This window comes from Thermofilaceae archaeon, from assembly GCA_038731975.1.
Taxonomy (GTDB): Archaea; Thermoproteota; Thermoprotei; order Thermofilales; family Thermofilaceae; genus JANXEW01.
On record JAVYQJ010000001.1, the window covers coordinates 151,576 to 169,775 of the forward strand.

23 protein-coding genes are annotated in these 18,200 nt (G+C 49.7%); 18 read left to right on the forward strand and 5 right to left on the reverse strand.

All coding sequences use genetic code 11. From position 1 onward, the window contains the following. Positions 1-39 precede the first annotated feature (39 nt). The 6 genes from QXF46_00905 to QXF46_00930 all read left to right on the forward strand — a co-directional run bounded on the left by QXF46_00905 (position 40) and on the right by QXF46_00930 (position 7,256). Positions 40-603, forward strand: coding sequence for a 2-oxoacid:acceptor oxidoreductase family protein (locus tag QXF46_00905; GenBank protein MEM0225421.1), 564 nt, complete (start codon positions 40-42; stop codon positions 601-603). Then, complete coding sequence (gene porD / locus QXF46_00910) at positions 596-880, forward strand: pyruvate synthase subunit PorD (GenBank protein MEM0225422.1); 285 nt, start codon at positions 596-598, stop codon at positions 878-880. The genes QXF46_00905 and porD overlap by 8 nt, the downstream gene beginning before the upstream one ends. A gap of 4 nt (positions 881-884) precedes the next feature. Continuing rightward, entirely contained in the window at positions 885-2,084 is a 1,200-nt protein-coding gene (locus tag QXF46_00915) for a transketolase C-terminal domain-containing protein (protein ID MEM0225423.1), read from the forward strand. A gap of 1 nt (position 2,085) precedes the next feature. Beyond that, positions 2,086-3,015 carry a thiamine pyrophosphate-dependent enzyme gene (locus tag QXF46_00920; GenBank protein ID MEM0225424.1) on the forward strand — a complete coding sequence of 310 codons (930 nt, stop codon included), beginning with the start codon at positions 2,086-2,088 and terminating at the stop codon, positions 3,013-3,015. Positions 3,016-3,100: 85 nt separating this feature from the next. Beyond that, positions 3,101-6,730, forward strand: a complete 3,630-nt coding sequence (rgy, locus tag QXF46_00925; protein MEM0225425.1) for a reverse gyrase — start codon at positions 3,101-3,103, stop codon at positions 6,728-6,730. Further along, positions 6,723-7,256 (forward strand): nicotinamide-nucleotide adenylyltransferase, encoded by a 534-nt coding sequence (locus QXF46_00930; GenBank protein ID MEM0225426.1) that lies wholly within the window; start codon positions 6,723-6,725, stop codon positions 7,254-7,256. The genes rgy and QXF46_00930 overlap by 8 nt, the downstream gene beginning before the upstream one ends. A gap of 42 nt (positions 7,257-7,298) precedes the next feature. Here QXF46_00930 and yciH read toward each other — a convergent pair whose 3' ends face one another. Continuing rightward, positions 7,299-7,589, reverse strand: a complete 291-nt coding sequence (gene yciH, locus QXF46_00935) for a stress response translation initiation inhibitor YciH (GenBank protein MEM0225427.1) — start codon at positions 7,587-7,589, stop codon at positions 7,299-7,301. A gap of 96 nt (positions 7,590-7,685) precedes the next feature. Between yciH and QXF46_00940 the strand changes: the two genes are divergently transcribed. Then, entirely contained in the window at positions 7,686-8,267 is a 582-nt protein-coding gene (locus tag QXF46_00940; GenBank protein MEM0225428.1) for a 50S ribosomal protein L6, read from the forward strand. Positions 8,268-8,305: 38 nt separating this feature from the next. Here the strand turns inward: QXF46_00940 and QXF46_00945 are convergent, their stop codons facing one another. Then, a complete protein-coding gene (locus QXF46_00945; GenBank protein ID MEM0225429.1) occupies positions 8,306-8,461 on the reverse strand; it encodes a 50S ribosomal protein L40e in 156 nt (51 codons plus the stop codon). 321 nt (positions 8,462-8,782) lie between these two features. Between QXF46_00945 and QXF46_00950 the strand changes: the two genes are divergently transcribed. From QXF46_00950 to QXF46_00975, 6 genes are all read left to right on the forward strand, one after another. Then, complete coding sequence (locus tag QXF46_00950; GenBank protein MEM0225430.1) at positions 8,783-9,745, forward strand: hypothetical protein; 963 nt, start codon at positions 8,783-8,785, stop codon at positions 9,743-9,745. Between the two features lie 24 nt (positions 9,746-9,769). Further along, positions 9,770-10,204, forward strand: coding sequence for a signal peptidase I (locus QXF46_00955; protein ID MEM0225431.1), 435 nt, complete (start codon positions 9,770-9,772; stop codon positions 10,202-10,204). Between the two features lie 92 nt (positions 10,205-10,296). Beyond that, on the forward strand, positions 10,297-10,869 hold the full coding sequence (locus QXF46_00960) for a TATA-box-binding protein (protein ID MEM0225432.1): 573 nt from the start codon (positions 10,297-10,299) through the stop codon (positions 10,867-10,869). A 14-nt stretch (positions 10,870-10,883) separates the two neighbouring features. Continuing rightward, the gene (gene rimI / locus QXF46_00965) at positions 10,884-11,372 is read left to right on the forward strand and encodes a ribosomal protein S18-alanine N-acetyltransferase (GenBank protein MEM0225433.1); all 489 of its coding nucleotides are present in this window, start codon (positions 10,884-10,886) and stop codon (positions 11,370-11,372) included. A gap of 66 nt (positions 11,373-11,438) precedes the next feature. Next, positions 11,439-13,091: a thermosome subunit alpha gene (gene thsA, locus QXF46_00970; GenBank protein ID MEM0225434.1), complete on the forward strand. Its 1,653-nt coding sequence runs from the start codon at positions 11,439-11,441 to the stop codon at positions 13,089-13,091. A 60-nt stretch (positions 13,092-13,151) separates the two neighbouring features. Then, on the forward strand, positions 13,152-13,409 hold the full coding sequence (locus tag QXF46_00975) for a DNA-directed RNA polymerase subunit K (protein ID MEM0225435.1): 258 nt from the start codon (positions 13,152-13,154) through the stop codon (positions 13,407-13,409). Here the strand turns inward: QXF46_00975 and QXF46_00980 are convergent. After that, positions 13,402-13,758 carry an arcadin 1 gene (locus QXF46_00980; protein MEM0225436.1) on the reverse strand — a complete coding sequence of 119 codons (357 nt, stop codon included), beginning with the start codon at positions 13,756-13,758 and terminating at the stop codon, positions 13,402-13,404. The two genes, QXF46_00975 and QXF46_00980, sit on opposite strands and share 8 nt — an antisense overlap. Positions 13,759-13,845: 87 nt before the next feature. On the opposite strand from QXF46_00980, the gene hsp20 reads away from it, so the two are divergent. Next, complete coding sequence (gene hsp20, locus QXF46_00985) at positions 13,846-14,355, forward strand: archaeal heat shock protein Hsp20 (GenBank protein ID MEM0225437.1); 510 nt, start codon at positions 13,846-13,848, stop codon at positions 14,353-14,355. A gap of 124 nt (positions 14,356-14,479) precedes the next feature. Next, positions 14,480-14,758 (forward strand): DNA-binding protein Alba, encoded by a 279-nt coding sequence (albA, locus tag QXF46_00990; protein ID MEM0225438.1) that lies wholly within the window; start codon positions 14,480-14,482, stop codon positions 14,756-14,758. A gap of 336 nt (positions 14,759-15,094) precedes the next feature. On the opposite strand, the gene QXF46_00995 is transcribed toward albA, so the two are convergent. Both QXF46_00995 and QXF46_01000 read right to left on the reverse strand, forming a co-directional pair. Continuing rightward, positions 15,095-15,445 carry a cren protein gene (locus QXF46_00995; protein ID MEM0225439.1) on the reverse strand — a complete coding sequence of 117 codons (351 nt, stop codon included), beginning with the start codon at positions 15,443-15,445 and terminating at the stop codon, positions 15,095-15,097. Next, positions 15,442-15,837: a hypothetical protein gene (locus QXF46_01000; GenBank protein MEM0225440.1), complete on the reverse strand. Its 396-nt coding sequence runs from the start codon at positions 15,835-15,837 to the stop codon at positions 15,442-15,444. Before QXF46_01000 ends, QXF46_00995 begins: the two co-directional genes overlap by 4 nt. Positions 15,838-15,921: 84 nt before the next feature. Between QXF46_01000 and QXF46_01005 the strand changes: the two genes are divergently transcribed. The 3 genes from QXF46_01005 to QXF46_01015 all read left to right on the forward strand — a co-directional run bounded on the left by QXF46_01005 (position 15,922) and on the right by QXF46_01015 (position 18,187). Further along, positions 15,922-16,149 carry a hypothetical protein gene (locus QXF46_01005; GenBank protein ID MEM0225441.1) on the forward strand — a complete coding sequence of 76 codons (228 nt, stop codon included), beginning with the start codon at positions 15,922-15,924 and terminating at the stop codon, positions 16,147-16,149. 68 nt (positions 16,150-16,217) lie between these two features. Then, positions 16,218-17,510: a hypothetical protein gene (locus QXF46_01010; protein ID MEM0225442.1), complete on the forward strand. Its 1,293-nt coding sequence runs from the start codon at positions 16,218-16,220 to the stop codon at positions 17,508-17,510. Continuing rightward, the gene (locus QXF46_01015) at positions 17,483-18,187 is read left to right on the forward strand and encodes a hypothetical protein (protein MEM0225443.1); all 705 of its coding nucleotides are present in this window, start codon (positions 17,483-17,485) and stop codon (positions 18,185-18,187) included. Before QXF46_01010 ends, QXF46_01015 begins: the two co-directional genes overlap by 28 nt. The last annotated feature ends 13 nt before the right edge of the window (positions 18,188-18,200 follow it).

Below are 18,200 nucleotides of genomic sequence, written 5' to 3' on the forward strand. Positions count from 1 at the left end.
TGTTTTAAGGGATGGGGTGAGGAAGCACGCGGTGAACACGTGCTGTACGAAGTAAGGTGGCACGGGCGCGGAGGGCAAGGCGTTGTGACTGCAAGTGATATTCTGGCTCGGGCTGCAATCCTTGAGGGGAAGTTCGCGTACCATGCGCCAGAGTTCGGGCCGGAAAGGCGCGGAGCACCGGTCAGAGCTTTCACTCGGATTTCCGACGAAGTCATTGAGCAGCATTTTGGAATATACAGGCCTGATGCGGTTGTTGTCATCGACCCCACACTTCAACTTAATCCCGAAATTGTGTTAGAGGGGGTTAAAGAGGGAGCACTCCTCGTTCTGAACGCGAAAAAGGTGGAAGAGGAACTCTTGAGGAGAGCTAAGAGTCTTAACCTAGCTGTTTGGACGGTGGACGCTTACAGTGTTGCACTGGAGATATTTGGGCGCCCCCTTTATAACACTCCCATGTTGGGTGCGTTTGTGAAGGCGTCCGGCATCGTTGGGCTCGACAGCATCCTAGAGATCGTAAAGGACAGGTTTAAAGAGCCTGTGATAGCGGCGAGAAACATCGAAGCTATTAAAAGGTGTTTTGAGGGGGTGAAGCGCGTTGAGTAGCAGATTGTTGAGCTGGAGGGAACTGCCTGGAGCACCCGTGATAACGGAGGGGGGTAGCTCGATTCGATACAAAACTGGCAACTGGCGGGCGCTTAAGCCCATACTCGACTCGAACAAGTGCATCAAGTGTCTGCTCTGCTGGTTCTACTGTCCGGAACCAGCGATAATTAGAAGGGAGGACGATAGCGTTGAGATCGATTACAACTATTGCAAAGGTTGTGGTATCTGCGCTCACGAGTGTCCCGTAAAAGCTATCACGATGGTAGAGGAGGGGTGATGTAATGGCCCAAGCAGTAATCGTAGGGAAACAGCGCCGAACGGGTATGACGGGTAACGAGGCAGTTGCCTACGCTGTAAAGCAGGCTGACGTTGATGTGATAGCGGCCTACCCGATTACGCCCCAAACCATAATTGTTGAGAGGCTAGCCGACTACGTTAACAACGGAGAATTGAATGCGTCGTACGTACCTGTTGAAAGCGAGCACTCTGCACTGTCTGCGTGCATCGGTGCCTCAATCGCGGGGGCGCGCGTGTTTACAGCGTCTAGTTCGCAAGGCTTAGCGTTGATGTGGGAGATGCTCTGGATCGCTTCCGCTCTCAGGACAACGATAGTCATGGCTCTCGCTAATAGGGCTCTCTCGGCCCCGATCAACATTCATTGCAGCCATGACGATGCCTACGCTTGCCGTGACACAGGGTGGATACAGTTCTTCGCTGAGAACGTCCAGGAAGCATACGATCTGACGCTCATGGCTTTCCGCGTCTCCGAGGACAAGCGGGTTCTCTTCCCCTCGATCATCAACTTGGATGGGTTCATCCTCAGTCACGGCCTCGAGCCACTATACGTCTTAAGCGACGAGGCTGTTAGGGAATTTCTGCCTCCGAAGGACCCAGTGTTCCACATAGACCCCGCGAAACCGATAACTTTCAATCCGCTCGTTCTTTTCGATTATTACTTTGAGTTTAAGAAGGTGCAAGCTGAAGCTTTCAAGAATGCATACCCGACGATTCTTGAAGTCTTCAAGGAGTACGAGAAAATTAGCGGGAGGAAGTACGCACCCGTTAAGTCCTTCGGGATGGAGGACGCTGAGGTTGCAGTAGTAGTTCTAGGCTCTTCAGCTGGTACGGCTCGTTACGTTGCACGCCAGCTGCGAGAAAAGGGCGAGAGGGTTGGAGTCGTCAGTTTGACTCTCTATAGACCGTTCCCAGCTAGAGAGCTAGTCGAAGCTCTAAGCGGGGTGAAAGCAGTGGTAGTAATGGATAGAAGTTACAGCTTCGGCAGTCCAGGAGCGCAGTTGTTCATGGATGTCGCGGCCGCGTTCATTAACGAGGCTGAAAGGCCCCTCCTCATTAACGCTATCTACGGATTGGGCGGGAGGGATCTAATGCCGGAGCACGTTAGGGAAGCATTTAAGCTCGCTCAGGACGTTGCTAAAACAGGAAAGGTTATAGAAAGGGAGGTTTGGCTCGGGGTGAGATAGGATGAGCGGTCAGGTTAAGGCGCTACGGGAGTTCCCACGTGAGGAGCTTTTCGCTCCCGGTCACAGGCTGTGCGCAGGATGCGGGATACCACAACTTGTTAGAACAGCTCTAAAAGCAGTACCCGACCCGAAGGTTGTCGTAACGGCAACAGGGTGCTTAGAAGTAGCAACGACAATCTACCCCTACACGAGCTGGAGGGTGCCATGGGTCCACAGCGCTTTCGAGAACGCGGCAGCTACAGCTTCTGGCATCGAAGCAGCCTTTAGAGCGTTCGAGAAGAAGCGGGGTGTAAAAAGGCCCAAAGTGGTGGTCTTCGCTGGAGATGGTGGTACGTTCGACATAGGGTTCCAAGCTCTCAGCGGTGCGTTGGAAAGGGGGCATGATCTGATTTACATATGCTACGATAATGAAGCCTACATGAATACGGGGATTCAGAGAAGCGGTGCTACGCCGCGGGGAGCTGCTACTACTACAACACCGGCAGGTAAGGTGATACCCGGTAAGCTGGAAAAGAAGAAGGATCTTATAGGTGTAGCCATTGCCCACGGCATCAGGTATGCTGCAACACTCAACCCCGCTTACCCTGTAGACATGTATAATAAAATAGTGAAGGCGGCATCGATTGAAGGACCCACGGTACTGCACTACTACACTCCATGCCCCACTGGTTGGCGATCTGACCCGGCCCGGTCGATCGAGATTGCTAGGTTAGCCGTTCAGACGCGCGTATGGCCTCTGTACGAGTATGAGGATGGAACTTACAGAATTAATGTGCTCGTGAAGAATCCCAAGCCTTTAGAAGAGTACTTGAAACTCCAGGGAAGGTTTTCGCACCTCCTACTTCCCGAAAACAAGTGGGTACTTGAACAGCTGAAGCGTGACATCGAGGAGAACTGGAACCGGCTACTGAAGCTCGCTGGCTTAGCGTAAACCCACACTGGTCGATATCTCTTTTCCTCTTTCGTTTTAGCAAAATTCTTTTAACCCCAAGATGTCGTCAGCGCATCCGAGTTTGATGGCTCGAATGCTTATCAGGGAACAGTGCCCTAACTGCGGGGGCGCGATAAGCGACGAGAGGCTGGCAGCGGGTCTTCCCTGCGAGGTTTGCCTTCCAGAGCCTCCTTTAGGCGTAGTCGGCGCAGACAAACCCTCCAGGTTCGTGCTGTTGAAAACTGTTTGCGAAGCTCTTTCACTTTTAGGACGGTGTAAAGGGCTCAAGAGGATTCTGGAGGAGGAAGCAGAGGTTTACGATTTCGAGACGTTTTTCGAAAACGCTGTTGGGAGCAGGCCATGGAGCGCGCAAAAGATGTGGGCCCGCCGTGTATTACGAGGGCTCTCCTTTGTCATTTTGGCTCCGACGGGCATTGGGAAAAGTGTGTTTGGGATCGTGATGTCACTATATCTGGCTTCGAAAGGGAAGAGATGCTACCTTATCTTGCCGACAAGTGTACTGGTCAAACAGACATTCGATAGGCTCCAGGACTACTCCAGCAAGCTTGGGTTGAACGTCAGGGTGCTCGCCTACACGTCGCGTAGTGGTAAATCTAGAAATGATACCTTGAAGAAGATCGAGCAGAGTGATTATGATATACTAATAACTACTTCTCAATTTTTATCTAAAAATTTCGAATTAATAAAGAATTCCACATTCGATTTCATTTTCGTGGATGATGTCGACGCGATCATTAAATCCTCAAAGAACGTTGAGAAAGTGCTCGCGTTGTTAGGGTTCAGCGAGCAAGCAATAAACGAGGCTCTTAAGATCGCTAAAATAGCTACGGCTAGAAGATCAGAGGGTAGCGCAAGTGAGCTGGAGAAAGCTCGGGCAAGGCTAAGAGAGATGCTAGCCCAAACAAAGCACGGTATCCTAGTCGTATCAACGGCCACGGGAAGACCTCGAGGCCTTAGAGTGAAGCTGTTCAAAGAGCTTCTCGACTTTGAAATTGGCTCGGGAGCTGAACTCCTTCGTAACGTTGTTGATAGCTACTCGCTCGTAAGTAATGAAAAAACGCTCTACGCGAAGGTTGCCGAGATAGCTGGTGTCCTGGGCAAAGGTGGCCTGATTTACGTGCAACCGGGTACTTCCGAAGAACAGATTAACGAATTGATTAAGCTTCTCGAGAGCAAGGGGCTGCGGGCTAAAGCTTTAACTTCGAGAAGTAAGAAGGAGCTTGAAAATTTCGAGCGTGGAGAAATAGACATTCTCATTGGCTTTGCCACTTACTACGGCGTTCTTGTGCGGGGAATAGATCTACCGCACGTGATACGCTACGCGATTTTCGTCGAAGTCCCCCACTTCCGCTTCGCTGCTGGGATCGATGAAGCGAGTCCTCTAAGGCTGCTGCAATTGGCACAGGTTTTAAGGAGTGTTCTACGTGGCCCGGAAGCGAATACTCTCGATAAACTCACCTCTGTAATCAGAAGGTACACTTTGAACCTGGATCAAGCTTCATATAGATTGCTTACTGAATCTTTAGCTAACGATAGGAAACCTGAAGGTTTTCTTGGATTTCTTTACGAGCGCCTATTAGAGCTCAGAAGCTTGCTGAGGGAACTTCTCTCGCGTGAGGAGTTGCTCAAGGAGCTTCAATCTAGTTCCCTAGCGTCGATAAAGATGGTGAACGGTAAACCGTACATCATTCTCCCCGATGCTCCCACGTACTTGCAAGCTTCAGGGAGAACGTCGAGGATGTACGCAGGAGGGATTTCGAAGGGGCTCTCCGTAATTGTAACTAGTGATGAGAGCTTGCTTAAGGCGTTAATTAGGCAGACAAGCTGGTACGTGGAGGATGCGAAGTGGTCGCGATTTGAAGACCTTGACTTAGCCAGCATTCTCAAAGAAATAGATGGGGATCGCGAGATGATCCGGCGTCTCAAGGAAGGCAAGGTGAAGGGGGAAATTGCGGAACTTGCTAAAACAGCGCTCGTCGTCGTCGAGTCTCCAACCAAGGCTAGGACGATAGCTTCGTTCTTCGGTAGACCCTCGCGCAGGAGGGTTGGAAGAATAGTGGTACATGAGGTTAGTGCGGGAAACTTGCAGCTGTTAGTGGCTGCGACTAAGGGTCATGTGCTTGATCTAGTCACCGACGAGGGTTTTTACGGGGTCAGAGTTGATGGAGCTTTTATCCCGGTGTACACGACAATTAAACGTTGCCTCTCCTGCGGTACGCAATTTACTGACTCGAAAAGCGGTGCGTGTCCACGCTGTGGGAAGAGTACGGTTGTTGATCAAGCTGAAGTTGTGAAAGCGCTGCAGAGGGTTGCAGGCGAAGTTGACCTGGTCCTCCTAGCTACGGATCCTGACACTGAAGGGGAGAAGATTGCCTGGGACCTCTATACTCTACTCGCGCCCTATACGCGCTCGTTAATGCGAATCGAGTTCCACGAGATCACGAGAAGGGCATTCGAGGAGGCTTTGAAGAATCCGAGAAGTATAGATATGAAGAGGGTTGAGGCGCAGCTGATACGCCGCATCGAGGATCGCTGGCTGGGTTTCACTCTGAGCCGGAAACTATGGGACCGCTTCGGTATGCACTGGCTCTCAGCGGGGAGGGTTCAGACACCTGTGCTAGGGTGGGTGATTGAGCAGTACAAGAGGGTCAGAGAAAGTGTAATGACAGTTTTCCGGGTGAAACTCGATAACGGCCTGACGCTGGTTTTTGAGAGCGGTGTTAGTGGGCGCGAAGCCCGCAAGCTGGCTAAAGAACTAAAGGAAAGTACGGTTACAATCGAGCGGTTGAGCGTAGAAAGCTCCAAGCTGCATCCTCCACCCCCATTCTCGACGGATGCTATGCTAAAGGAGGCTGTAGCAGTCCTCAACTTATCAGCTGAAGAAGTGATGAGACTGGCACAGGATCTCTTCGAGATGGGTCTCATCACTTATCACAGAACGGACAGTACTCATGTCTCAGCGCTTGGAATTGGCATAGCGAAGTCCTACATCGTTGAACGCTTTGGCGAGGCATTGTTTACACCCCGCTCTTGGGGGGCACCTGGGGCTCACGAGTGCATCAGGCCTACGAGACCCATCGACGCTGAAACATTGAGGGCTTTCGTGAGTCAAGGAATAATACAGCTGGCTAGGCCGTTAACCCAGCAGCACTACAGGCTCTACGATCTAATATTCAGGCGCTTCATTGCGAGCCAGATGCCTGAGTGTACCGCAAAGATTGAACGATTGAGGGTTACGCTTGGACCTCTCACAAAGGAGATGACCACTTACGTCGAAATTGTGGATCCAGGGTTCGCACGTATATACCAGCCGTTCAAGCTCGCTAAACTCGTGCCTGGTACATATAGGGTGGTCGGCTTAAAGCACCGCAGGTTACCGACCTTGAGGCTCTACAGTCAGGCCGACTTAGTAGCCAGGATGAAAGAGGAAGGGATCGGTAGGCCTTCGACGTATGCTAAGATCATTGCAACACTAATCGATAGGAGGTACGTGATAGAAACGAAGAGGCACAAGCTTGTTCCGACCGATCTCGGTTTGAAGGTTTACAGCTATTTAAGCGAGAACTTTGGGGATCTTATCTCTGTTGAAAGGACTCGAATCGTTGAGGAGCTTATGGATAAGGTTGAGCGGGGAGAAGTAGATTATATGACGGTTCTCCGCGATCTATACGAAGAGGTGGTGAAGATTGGTTGAGAGAGGCCTTTTCATAGGTCGCTTCCAGCCCTTTCACTACGGGCACCTCTACGCCTTAAAATGGATATTGGAGAGAGAAAAGGAGGTTGTAGTAGCTGTAGGTAGCGCCCAGTACTCGCACAGCTTCAGAAATCCCTTCACCCTTGGCGAGCGAATAGAGATGATATCGCGGGTCTTAAAGGACCAAGGCCTGTGGAGTCGAACTATAGTTTGCGGAGTACCCGATACCAACGGCCAGCACGCTCTGTGGGTTCAAACAGTTGTCTCCTGCTGCCCTCGATTCACTAACGTTTACAGCAATGAACCGTTAACCCGCCTTTTGTTTGAGGAAGCAGGTTATCGCGTTATCAGCATTCCCTTTTTCGATAGAGAGCGGTTTGAAGGTACACGGATAAGGATAGCGATCGCTGAGGGTAAGGAGTGGAAGGATCTAGTCCCCCCTCCGGTGGCGGAAGTAATAGAGGAAATTAACGGTATTGAGCGAATATCTAGGCTTTATCAATTGGTACGAGGGAACATCGCTTAGGAATATTTAAAATTAAAATAAATTGAATATTATCCACCTGCTTTACTCTTCCACAATTATATTGGGCTGTGAAAAGCCCATTTCAATTAGGATATCTCTTACTTTGTACCTATGGTCTCCTTGTAGCTCGATTCGCCCGTCCTTTGCGGTTCCGCCGCAAGCTAGTTTAGCCTTCAGTTTTGAAACCAGCTCACGGTGGTTGAAGACCTTCTCATCGATTCCCTCGATAACTGTGACCTGCTTGCTTCCTCCTTTTCTTCGTTCAAGACGTATTTTAATGAGCTCTCCCTCCTTTATGACCCCCTTTAACAGGTCTTCTAGTATGTCGCTCATTACCCCTTTGCTCGTCTATGATTATGGCGCCAGCTTTAAAAAGCTTGCGTAGGGGAGATTTCGCGCTTGCTGATCTGGCAGCAAAGGGTGGTAACTGTGGCGAGGGAAGTATACGTGAGAAGGGTTGTAAAGGTACCTCCGGATGTGAGGGTGAAGCTGCTAGGGAAAAAGGTAGTTGTCGAAGGGCCTCTCGGGTCTATCGAGAAAGACTTTTCGCATGCTCGAAGCTTACACCTAAGTTTAAGCGAGGAAGGCTTGGTAATCGAGGCATTCAACGCAGATAAAAAGACTTATTCTATCGTGAACACGCTCGCATCGAAAATCGAGAACATGATTATAGGCGTTCAGCGGGGTTTCAGGTATAGAATGAAGATAGTTTTTTCCCATTTTCCAATGAACGTAAAAGTTGATGAAAAGAACCATTTAGTTGTAATAGAGAATTTTATGGGCGGCCGTGGTAAGATAATGACTAGGATTGAGCCTGGTGTTAAAGTCAGGGTTGAGAGGGATGATGTGGTGATAGAGGGTATCGATAAGGAGGCTGTCGCTCAGACAGCCGCTAACATTCGTGAAGCCACTAAATTGAGGGGTAAGCGGAGAATGAGCCCCCACGGGCGCGAAGGCGGTCCCGGCATTCTAGACGGGATTTACGTTTACGCCAAAGAGAATATGAAATAACAACTTAAACAACTTAAAAGAAAAGATAAAGATTAAGCCTACTTCTTGTACCGTTTAGGTCGGAGGTTTTTGCTCTTACAACGCCTACAGCGCTCTGCTGTCCAAGCGTTTCTCGCTCCACATTTTCTGCATATCTTAACCCTGAAGTTGCTATCGAGAGCTAACTGCAGCTTCTCAGGGTCTCTAATCGGCATACACGTCCATGAAGCGTCGCTAGGGTAGGGCTAAAAACTTTTCTTACACTCACAGAGATTGTTTATATGTATCCGGTTTAGACTAAACATCTTAACTATGCAGTAAAATATTGTATACGTTACGTGCTTTTAGCTCTAATATGCTATTTGGCTATTGCGAGGATTCGCGGTCTGAAGGAAGCAACGGTTCGCATGCTTCATGGTTACTTCATGCGTCTGCAACAGCGGTTTCTGTTCTACCGTGAGCGGGGGTAAATGAACCCTTCTCTCGGATGAACGAAGTAACACAGCTATAAAAAGGTCAGTGTAGGTTAAGGCCTCGTGGCTCAATCCACTGGAGTGAAAATGAAGAGAGTAGGCTGGTGGCATTTTGAGTTGATGGTACCAACCGAGTGGGATATAGCGGCTCAGGGCGGTTCTCGATCTGTCCAAGTCTTCCGCCTTGCCGATAGTGCTTATTCCGTACGGCTTGAGGTTTCGTTGGAGAAGGTTCCCTTCGAGAAAGCGAAGAGTGCAGAGGAGCTCCTCGACGCCTACAGGAAGAGTTGGGAGAAGAAGATTGAAGAGCTGAGAAAGAAGGAAGGCATCGAGGCTGAGCTCAAGCACGTGAGCAAGGATGAAGTAAGTGTGAAGGGGCATCGCATCCTTCTCTGGGCATTCCGGATAGGGGGTGCACCGATGATGGCTGCAGTGTGGTACTGTGAGAAGAGTGAGCGCGCCGTATCACTCACCTTCACCCCCCGAAGTGGAGGCGACGAAGGCCTGTTTCGCAGCATACTTTATACTGTGAGATGCCATTACGATTCTCCTAGCGAGCGGGCTCTCTGGTCCACGCTGCTATTCGATCTCTACCTGCCGCAAGCATTCGGACTGGTTTCCGCAAAGTTTGCTTCAACCGCTACTTACTGCCTTTTTACCGATTCGGAACAGGAGAAGTACTTGCTGGCAGGCTACAGTGGACTAGCGAGCTTCACGCTCGGGAGGTATAAGAAGGGGTTAAAAGAATGGTTCGAAAAAGAGATCATGAAAGATGCTATAAAGAACTTTAGGCAACAGCCTCCCAAGGTTAAATTCACCGAGGAATCGGAAAGCGTAATAACGTTCAGTGGAGTGAGCTTCGCTTTAACGAGAAAAGGTAGAAGGGTCTTCCTCGGTAGAGTGTGGCATGACCGAAAAATAGATAGAATCTTAGCTGCCGCTGTACTTTACCCAGCTTTAAGCACTGAAGAGGCTAAAAACGCACTGAACGATTTAGTGGCGCAGCTTGGCGGTAGAGAGATTTAAGGCGGCTAGCTCAGGTGTGTTCCCGTGAGAACTCGAAGAGTGGTCCGAGAGGCAGTAGAAACGATCGTCCTGGTAGCCGTGACTTTGATTCTAGCCTTTATTGTAGCTCCTCGCGTATTTTCAACAGATGTTCCACTAGCTGTGGTTGCCAGTTACAGCATGGAGCCGGCGCTTAGATTAGGTGACTTGATAGTAGTCAATGGTGCTAAGGCTCCCAGCGTGGGCGATGTAATCGTTTACGTAAGCCCTACGAGCGGCTTAATCGTCCACCGCGTAATAAAGGTGCAAGAAACCCTGCGTGGGACGGAGTTTATTACGAAGGGTGATGCAAACCTTGTGCCTGACGCGGAACCCGTTCCAGCGCAGAGGGTTAAAGGGCGTGTGGACGTTGTGATACCTTACATCGGCGTCGTGAGGCTCGCCTTTGAGAGGCTTCTACTGGGGTTGAGAGGGTTCTAAAGGAGCCTGCTACAACGCCTACGCGTAAAAACGGTGAGCAAATACGATGTCACACGATAAGCTTATAGAGGGTATTTAAGGCTTTTAAAGCCGTGGCTGAAAGAGGCAAAGAGTCAAAGCCGACATACCGTATCGAGAATGTAGTAGCTTCTGTCACTTTGAACCAACGCTTAAACCTCGAGAAGATTGCTGAGCGGGTCCCTAACGCCGAGTACTCTCCGGAGCAGTTTCCAGGGCTAGTACTTAGGATCAATAAGCCGAAGACAGCGACTCTCGTTTTCTCTAGCGGAAAGATGGTGTGCACAGGTGCTAAGTCCGAGAAGGAGGTACGCAAAGCCGTCAATGCCATCATATCGCTTCTGAAGAGCTATGAGATAGACGTTAAAGGTGAACCGATCATCGAAATCCAGAACATAGTCGCTAGCGCGAACCTGAAGGCCCTCGTTGATCTGGAGAAGGCGGCGAACCTTCTTGAAAACAGCATGTACGAGCCTGAACAGTTTCCCGGCCTAATCTATCGTATGGACGATCCGAAAGTGGTACTCCTTATCTTTTCAAGCGGAAAAGTTGTGTGTACTGGGGCTCGTAAAGAGGAAGAGGTAAAGGAAGCGATAAATAAACTCTACGACACGTTGAAGGAAATAGATGCTCTGATACTCGAGTGATCGGGTGGAGGGACATGCAAGAGGAGTTCGTGTTAAGGGAGTTCACTCCCAAGGATCTTGACGAGGTCATGAAAATTAACCGTGAAAATCTACCCGAGAATTACCCTCAATTCTTTTTTAAACTTCATTACGAAAACTTCCCTCGCGCCTTCCTTGTAGCGGAGCATAAGGGAAGGATTGTCGGCTACATCATGTGCCGTGTAGAGACGGGAAAGCTCTATACGAAGAGCGGCTCGGGGAGGCAGGGCCATATTATTTCGATCGCTGTGATTCCTGAAATGAGACGGAAGGGTATAGGGACGAGTTTGATGTTAAAAGCCATGGAAGCGCTACGTAAGTACTACTCCGTTGATGAGTATTACCTTGAAGTAAGGGTATCTAATACGCCCGCAATTAATTTGTACAAAAAGCTCGGTTTCACGCCTGTGAAAGTCATTAAAGGTTACTACCTTGATGGCGAAGATGCTTACTTGATGGCAAGGCCAGCTCTTGAGAAACCCTAAGTGCAGTAGAGTATCCCGGTAAGCGAAATATTTTTATAGAAGTGCAAAAGGGAGCTCCGAAGTGATATGAGTCAGGCGATACCTGTCCTTATCCTCAAAGAGGGTTCGCAGAGAACGACAGGACGTGACGCTAGAAGAAGCAACATATACGCAGCCCGGGTTATAGCTGAAGCCCTTGCAACATCGCTGGGGCCGAGGGGGATGGACAAGCTGCTGATCGACTCCTTCGGCAACGCTACGATAACTGGTGATGGTGCGACCATCCTGAAGGAAATGGAGGTTCAGCACCCTGCTGCAAAAATGCTCGTGGAAGTAGCTAAAGCGCAGGACGATGAAGTGGGCGACGGTACTACGTCAGTAGTCGTCCTAGCCGGTCAGCTACTTGTAAGGGCCAGTGAGCTACTCGACCAAGAGATTCACCCCGCGATCATTGTGGAGGGCTTCGAGAAGGCGATGGAGTACGCTTTGAAAGTAATCGATGAAATCAGTGAGACCACTCATCCGTTCGACAGGCAGACGCTGAAGAACATCGCATCCACAGCATTGAGCAGCAAGATCGTCGCTGAGTACCGCGACTTCTTGGCCGACCTCGTTGTTGATGCTGCCCTTCAGGTTGTGGAGGAGAAGGACGGCAAGTACGACCTGTCGTTAGACAACGTAAAGGTCGAAAAGAAGAAGGGTGAGTCCCTCATGGAGACTACTCTCATCAAAGGCATTGTTCTCGACAAGGAAGTCGTCCACCCGGCCATGCCCAAGCGTGTCGAAAAAGCGAGGATAGCCCTTATTGACGCCCCCCTCGAGGTTGAAAAGCCGGAATGGACGGCAAAAATTAACGTTACGAGTCCCGACCAGCTGAGGCAGTTCCTTGAGCAGGAAGCAACAATACTCAGGAGTATGGTGGAGAAGATTAAGGCTGCTGGTGCGAATGTGGTGATTTGCCAGAAGGGTATTGACGATCTGGCTCAGTACTACTTGGCGAAGGCTGGCATCCTAGCGGTTAGGAGGGTGAAGAAGAGCGATATGGAGAAGCTGGCGCGAGCCACCGGAGGCAAAATCGTGACTAACGTTGACGATATTAGCCCCGACGTGCTGGGCTATGCGGAGCTGGTTGAGGAGAGGAAGGTGGCTGACGAGAAGATGGTATTCGTCGAAGGCTGCCCCAACCCCAAAGCCGTCAGCATCCTAGTCAGAGGGGGCGCTGAGCATATTGTAGATGAAGCTGAGCGAGCTGTGCACGATGCTTTAAGCGTTGTTAGGAACGTAATCAGGGAACCCAAGATAGTTGCTGGAGGTGGAGCGGTGGAAATTGAACTAGCTCTCAGGTTGGCAGAATTCGCTCGCAAGCTACCTAGTAAAGAGCAGCTAGCTGTACTCAAGTATGCGGAGGCTCTTGAAGTAATCCCCGCTATACTGGCTCAGACGGCAGGCATGGAACCGGTTGACGTAATTACAGAGCTTAAGAAACGACACAGTGAAGGAGAGAAATGGGTCGGTGTTGATGTGTTAAACGGAAGGATCGCGGACATGTTCAAACTGAACGTTATAGAACCAGCGCTGGTAAAGAAGCAGGTTGTAAAGTCGGCTACCGAAGCAGCGGTAATGATCCTGAGGATTGACGACATCATCGCAGCTGCTCCGCCAAAAGAGAAGAAGGGCGAAGAGAAGAAAGGGAAGGAAGGGAAGGAGGAGGAATCAGAAACTAGCAGCAGCTTTGATTAGATCCCCTCCATCATTGTAAATTATTAAGGTTTTTATACCCCCTTTTTACCCGCGCCGAATGTGTCAACGGGTTTTTCGATCCGGATAGGACCCCCCTGGCTCACTAGGTATGAGAAAGCCCGAATTATAGGCGCGAGAGCTCTACAGTTGTCACTGGGGGCGCCGCCGCTAGTTCCAGTGGAAGAGTTAGGGCTAAAAGACCCTATCGAGATCGCCGCAATGGAGCTTAAGCTAAAGCTTCTACCGATGGTAATTAGGAGGTGGACCTTAAGCGGAGATTACCAGGACATCCCCCTTAGCTATCTTGAAATCAGGTAGGTTCCTTTCTGATCCTAAGCGTTCCCTTAGCTATCTCTACTTCCATTAGATCGCCTATCGTGGGTCGATCTATCAAGCGATCCCATTCCTCCTCCGTCAAGTAGAGGGAGAGACGCGGTAATCGCGCTTTTCCAGCCGCGCCAAAGAACGGCATAGCGCGAAGTATCTGAGAAACGATAGGGGCCAGCTCTCGCGCAATTTCGGATTGATCTGTTGTCGCTACTATAGCTCCTGGGGTTTCTCGCTCCTCCGTCAAATCCACCTTGACTACTCTCTCCCCCCATGGCGTGTCCACTATCGAGATATTTGTCACAATCGCCTTAAAGCGTACGCTCGAGCTTTCCGCCACGAATCTTCGGCTCTTGACCGCTTAAATGTGTTCTCTCTGCATTTAAAAAAAGTATTTAAAGCTGGGCTACTCTTCAGCAAGAGCGGTATGTCGGAATTTGATGAATGGTTACGTAGGACAAGAAGGTTATTCGAGGAGATGGACAGGCTAATAGACGAGATGATGAAGGAGAGCTTCGAAACCTTCAAGAGCGGAAGAAGGGTGATCGGACCTTACTACTACGGCTTTTCCGTTACGATAGGCCCCGACGGAGTCCCACGCGTCAGGGAGTGGGGAAACATTAGACCAGGCATCCGGCCCCGCATAGCGGAAGCCATCGAGCCCTTCACGGATGTGATAGAGGAAGAAGATACTGTACGCGTAATCGTAGACATTCCGGGAGTAGAGAAAGAGGATATATCCGTAGAGGCCACTGAGACGGAGATCAGAATCTCTGCTGAAAGAGGTGAACGAAAATACTTCAAATCGGTTAAACTACCTACCAAGATTCGTCCAGAAACGGCGAAAGCTAGCTACAAGAATGGTGTATTAACAATAACCGTTGAGAAGGCGGAAAAGGGTAAGAAACCATCGGGAGTTAAAGTGAAAATAGAATAACTTCTAACATTAAAAAACTAATAAAGCATAAAATGGTTTTTATTTTGTACGACTCATTCTGCTCCGTAAAGGATAAAAGAATGGGGTAGAGGAGGGGCCTGCCAAAAACCAGAGGTGCTGGTGAATGGCCGAAGAAGGCAGCATCTTGATAGGGCAGAAGTCGGTAATGAACTACGTACTAGCGACCGTGATACAGTTCAACCAGGGAGCTAAGCGCGTCTCCCTAAAAGCCAGAGGAAGGGCAATATCGAAGGCTGTTGATGCGGCCGAAATTGTGAGAACGCGGTTCCTTGCGGGGCAGGTCGATATCTCAGCTATCAAGATAGGCAGTGAAAAAGTCGGCGAACCGGGCAAGGAAAGAATCGTGTCAACGATAGAGATAGTGCTCGAAAGAAAGCTCTAAGAAGTAACCAGAGCCAATCAAAACATTTATTTTAATTCATTATTTGGGGGCCAAAGAGTATTATTCCCCTTTAGCCCAAAGTTTATAAACAGTTACCCAGAGTAGGACAACTGTTGCGCCGGCAAGAACTAATGAGATCTGCTGAATGGTTGTTCCACTGATACTCACCATGTATAGATTCAGTAGGAGCGTCATTGTAATGTAACTGACGAGTATTCTCAATGCCCTAAGTTGCTGCTTTAACTTGCGATCCTTGAATGCTACTACGATAGCGGTCGTAAGTATTAAACATGCAACCGAGTTGAGGAATAGTATATGCTCAAAGAAGCTCACTGCTCACACCTCTATGTCGATGAAATCCGGTTTTCGATCAAGCGATACGATAGGGACGCATATCCATCCGGCTCTAACCCCTGTCAGGCTCTCAACTCTCTCCCCATTTTCATCAACCTTGATTGCCAGGTACTTGCCTTTTAGTGGCTCGTCCCGCTCCACGTAGTAGAGGATGGGTATTCCATAGTACCTGTAGTAATCTCTGAAAGTAGCGAAAAGACCGTAGTAGTGCTTACCGTTATGGCTAAAGTGGATGAGGTACACGGAGCTGGTCATCGTCACCAAAGCTGAGGCTAACCTGGCCAAGTCCGATATTTCCTTTAGTTTTATGCACACGGCCTTCTCGCTGATCATTGAGACACCCTTGCCCTCGGTGGAAGTTTATCAATGACGACCGGTTCACCCTTCTTCAAACCCTTGAGGTTATCGAGAGGGCTGGTGACTTTACCGATTAAGGTCGACTTGAAACGTATCTTCTCCACGTCGTTTAACACCACGGCGATGCTGTTTGTGTAGGGTATTACGATGACATCGCCTTGCTTGGCCGATACGTAGAGGTCTTCGAGAAGGACTCTGACCCCCAATGTGAAGTATACAGCGTACGAGTCGAGAGTATAGGCTCTAGCTTTGGCTGGGAGAATCGCGGATATGATCTCAAAGTTAAGTGGGGCCCAATCACGGTAAACTTCGGCTTCTACTACAGTTGAACCGTCCAACCTTTTCACAGCAATGCGTAGGTTTGACATAACGCGTGAGGATATACGAGCAGGTATTTTTAAACGATTCCGCCCGCCAGCAAGTTTATTAACATTGGGTCTCCTTCTTGCTGCGTGGGAATCTCTCTATCCGATTTTAAGGATCCACGTGACGCGCTAAAAGCACTTGAAAAGAGGCGTGCTGAGCTTGAGAAAGAGTTGGAATCCCTCATAAAAAGACGCGAGCGCGGTGAGATAGGAGAGGAACAGTTTGAAGAACTTAGGGTGAAGCTGGAAAGGGAATTCATCGAGGTTATGGATAGAATAGCACAGTTGCGATTTATCGTTGGTGGAGGCCTCTAGGATTACTTTCACCTATATCTCATGCAATCCGCTTTAAATACTCCCCCCATTGTAATTATAGGTCTGGCATGGCGGGGGCAACGCTCGATCCGAGAAGGGCGTTATCCGCGTACGGCGAAGACTACGGTACCCGCTACTTCAAGTACGGACCGTTGATGGAGCGGAGACCCCGCATAATGGAAAGCGTCGGACTGTTCCTCGAAGAGAGCCACCTCTTGAAGATGTACGGTGTTGAGAAGCAGCTCGTAGTGGGCGATGAGGTGAAGAAGTTCCTAGGAGCTAAGAGCGCAGTAGCACGCAATCTCGTCTACCCTCTTACGGACGGTGAGGTCAAGAGGGACGACGAACGAGGCTGGGCAGTTATAACGGAGCTCACTAAGAAAGGATTCGAGCAGTTCAGGGAATTAAAAGAAAAAGAGGGTTTTGACGGCTTTTACGTCACAGCCGCCCTCTCCGCGATAGCGCCGGAGTACATGAGCGAAAAACTACTCAGCATACACAGTAGGATTGATCGGGAGACGGGGCTCATTAAGGCTTTCACCGTGATACCACAGCCTTTGGCCGTCGCAATAGCCGAGAAGGAAATATCCTGCGTAGTCATTGAATCGGGACACGGCAACACTCAAATCACGCCGATACATACTTACCCTCTGAGAGAAGCTGTTGTTGCGCTGTACAGGGGGGGCGCTGAGGCGGACGCTATATCAGCTGAAGTGCTGAAAGATCTTGGCTACGGTGACTTAGCAAGCGATGAAGCTGTAGTGAGGAAGTTTAAGGAGGAAGCTGGGCTTATTCCTGCGGATTTTAACACCGCTGTGAAGAAAGCGAAAGAGGATCCAGAAAGGTTCAGATGCAAAGTAAGGCTATCAGCGCTCACCGAGATCGATATGGAGGATAAGGGGTGGCTAAGGTTCCTCATTGGAGAGGTGGTGTTTAACCCATCACACGAGGTCTACGAAAGTTACAGAAAGCGGGGTGTACTCAACATAAGGGATGCAAGGCTCGGTGACGAGACGATTGAGGGTTCACTCCCGCTGGATGAAGCTATAGTAAGGTCAATTCGTAAAACTCCCACTTCGCTACACGATACGCTCCTTAGTAGGATGATTCTCAGCGGTGGGAACTTTCAGTGGAAAGCTCCTGAGAATTTGAGGGACGTGGCCGTTACTTCACCAGTAAAGGTGAAGCAGCTCCTGACTGAGCGGCTCGGCAGCGCGATTAGTATCGATGTGCGCTTAACGCAGGATCCACAGTTCTCGGTCTGGAAGGGCTGCGTGGTGTGGAGCTTGGCGTTGCCCGATAACTACCTGTGGAATGAGAGGAGGGGTGAGGGATGGTTCAAGAGAGGCGTTCACTTCTAATCGGCATTCTCAGGAAATACTTCCATGAAAAGGGGTATAGTGAAACAGCACCTTTCGAGGGCCTAGACCTAACCTTTACGAATAAGCGAACTACGGTCGGAGTGAAAGTGCTGTCTTACTCGAGCAACCCTGTAAAGGATCAGAAGGCGATTAGAAGCTGCATGTATCGCTTGTTAAGGGATAAGCCATGTGATGAGATTTACTTTGCTACAGAGGAGATAAGGTATAGCCACCTGCCCTCATTTGAGGAATTTAAGGAAAGTGGGATTGGCCTACTGAAGGTTTCTGAGGATAGGATTGAGGTAGCAGTACCCGCGAGACCTTTTGGGGATGCGAGCGGCCTAACTGTGCAAGGTAAGCTTCCCGCCACGAGGGGTAGCACTCCAGCAACTGTCGTACCGTTTTCGGAGGAGATTCTGTTCAAGGAGCTTGAGAGGAAAGTAATAGAACTGATAGAACGGAAGATAACTGAGCACTTGGCCGGGAAGGTACAGGCTACTAACACCCTCCTCGAGGTTTCCTCCGAATCTCAGGTTGCAAAATCCGAGGTATGGAATGGGGATAGAGGTAGGGACTATAGGAACTTCGACCTGAGTGAGGGCGGTGCGCTCCAGGATGTGGATTTTCTTAAAGGAAATCCGTGGCTTTCAGAGCTCATGAAGAGGGGGAGCGGGTAAACCTCGGGTGAAC

Bases quoted from the DNA above. Each gene is read 5' to 3' on its own strand.
- QXF46_01000 (MEM0225440.1), bottom strand. From the start codon at position 15,837: ATGTCAAACCTACGCATTGCTGTGAAAAGGTTGGACGGTTCAACTGTA.
- yciH (MEM0225427.1), bottom strand. From the start codon at position 7,589: ATGAGCGACATACTAGAAGACCTGTTAAAGGGGGTCATAAAGGAGGGA.
- QXF46_01010 (MEM0225442.1), top strand. From the start codon at position 16,218: ATGGCGGGGGCAACGCTCGATCCGAGAAGGGCGTTATCCGCGTACGGC.
- hsp20 (MEM0225437.1), top strand. From the start codon at position 13,846: ATGTCGGAATTTGATGAATGGTTACGTAGGACAAGAAGGTTATTCGAG.
- rimI (MEM0225433.1), top strand. From the start codon at position 10,884: ATGCAAGAGGAGTTCGTGTTAAGGGAGTTCACTCCCAAGGATCTTGAC.
- rgy (MEM0225425.1), top strand. From the start codon at position 3,101: ATGGCTCGAATGCTTATCAGGGAACAGTGCCCTAACTGCGGGGGCGCG.
- QXF46_00995 (MEM0225439.1), bottom strand. From the start codon at position 15,445: ATGATCAGCGAGAAGGCCGTGTGCATAAAACTAAAGGAAATATCGGAC.
- QXF46_00920 (MEM0225424.1), top strand. From the start codon at position 2,086: ATGAGCGGTCAGGTTAAGGCGCTACGGGAGTTCCCACGTGAGGAGCTT.
- QXF46_01015 (MEM0225443.1), top strand. From the start codon at position 17,483: ATGGTTCAAGAGAGGCGTTCACTTCTAATCGGCATTCTCAGGAAATAC.
- albA (MEM0225438.1), top strand. From the start codon at position 14,480: ATGGCCGAAGAAGGCAGCATCTTGATAGGGCAGAAGTCGGTAATGAAC.
- QXF46_00945 (MEM0225429.1), bottom strand. From the start codon at position 8,461: ATGCCGATTAGAGACCCTGAGAAGCTGCAGTTAGCTCTCGATAGCAAC.
- thsA (MEM0225434.1), top strand. From the start codon at position 11,439: ATGAGTCAGGCGATACCTGTCCTTATCCTCAAAGAGGGTTCGCAGAGA.
- QXF46_00915 (MEM0225423.1), top strand. From the start codon at position 885: ATGGCCCAAGCAGTAATCGTAGGGAAACAGCGCCGAACGGGTATGACG.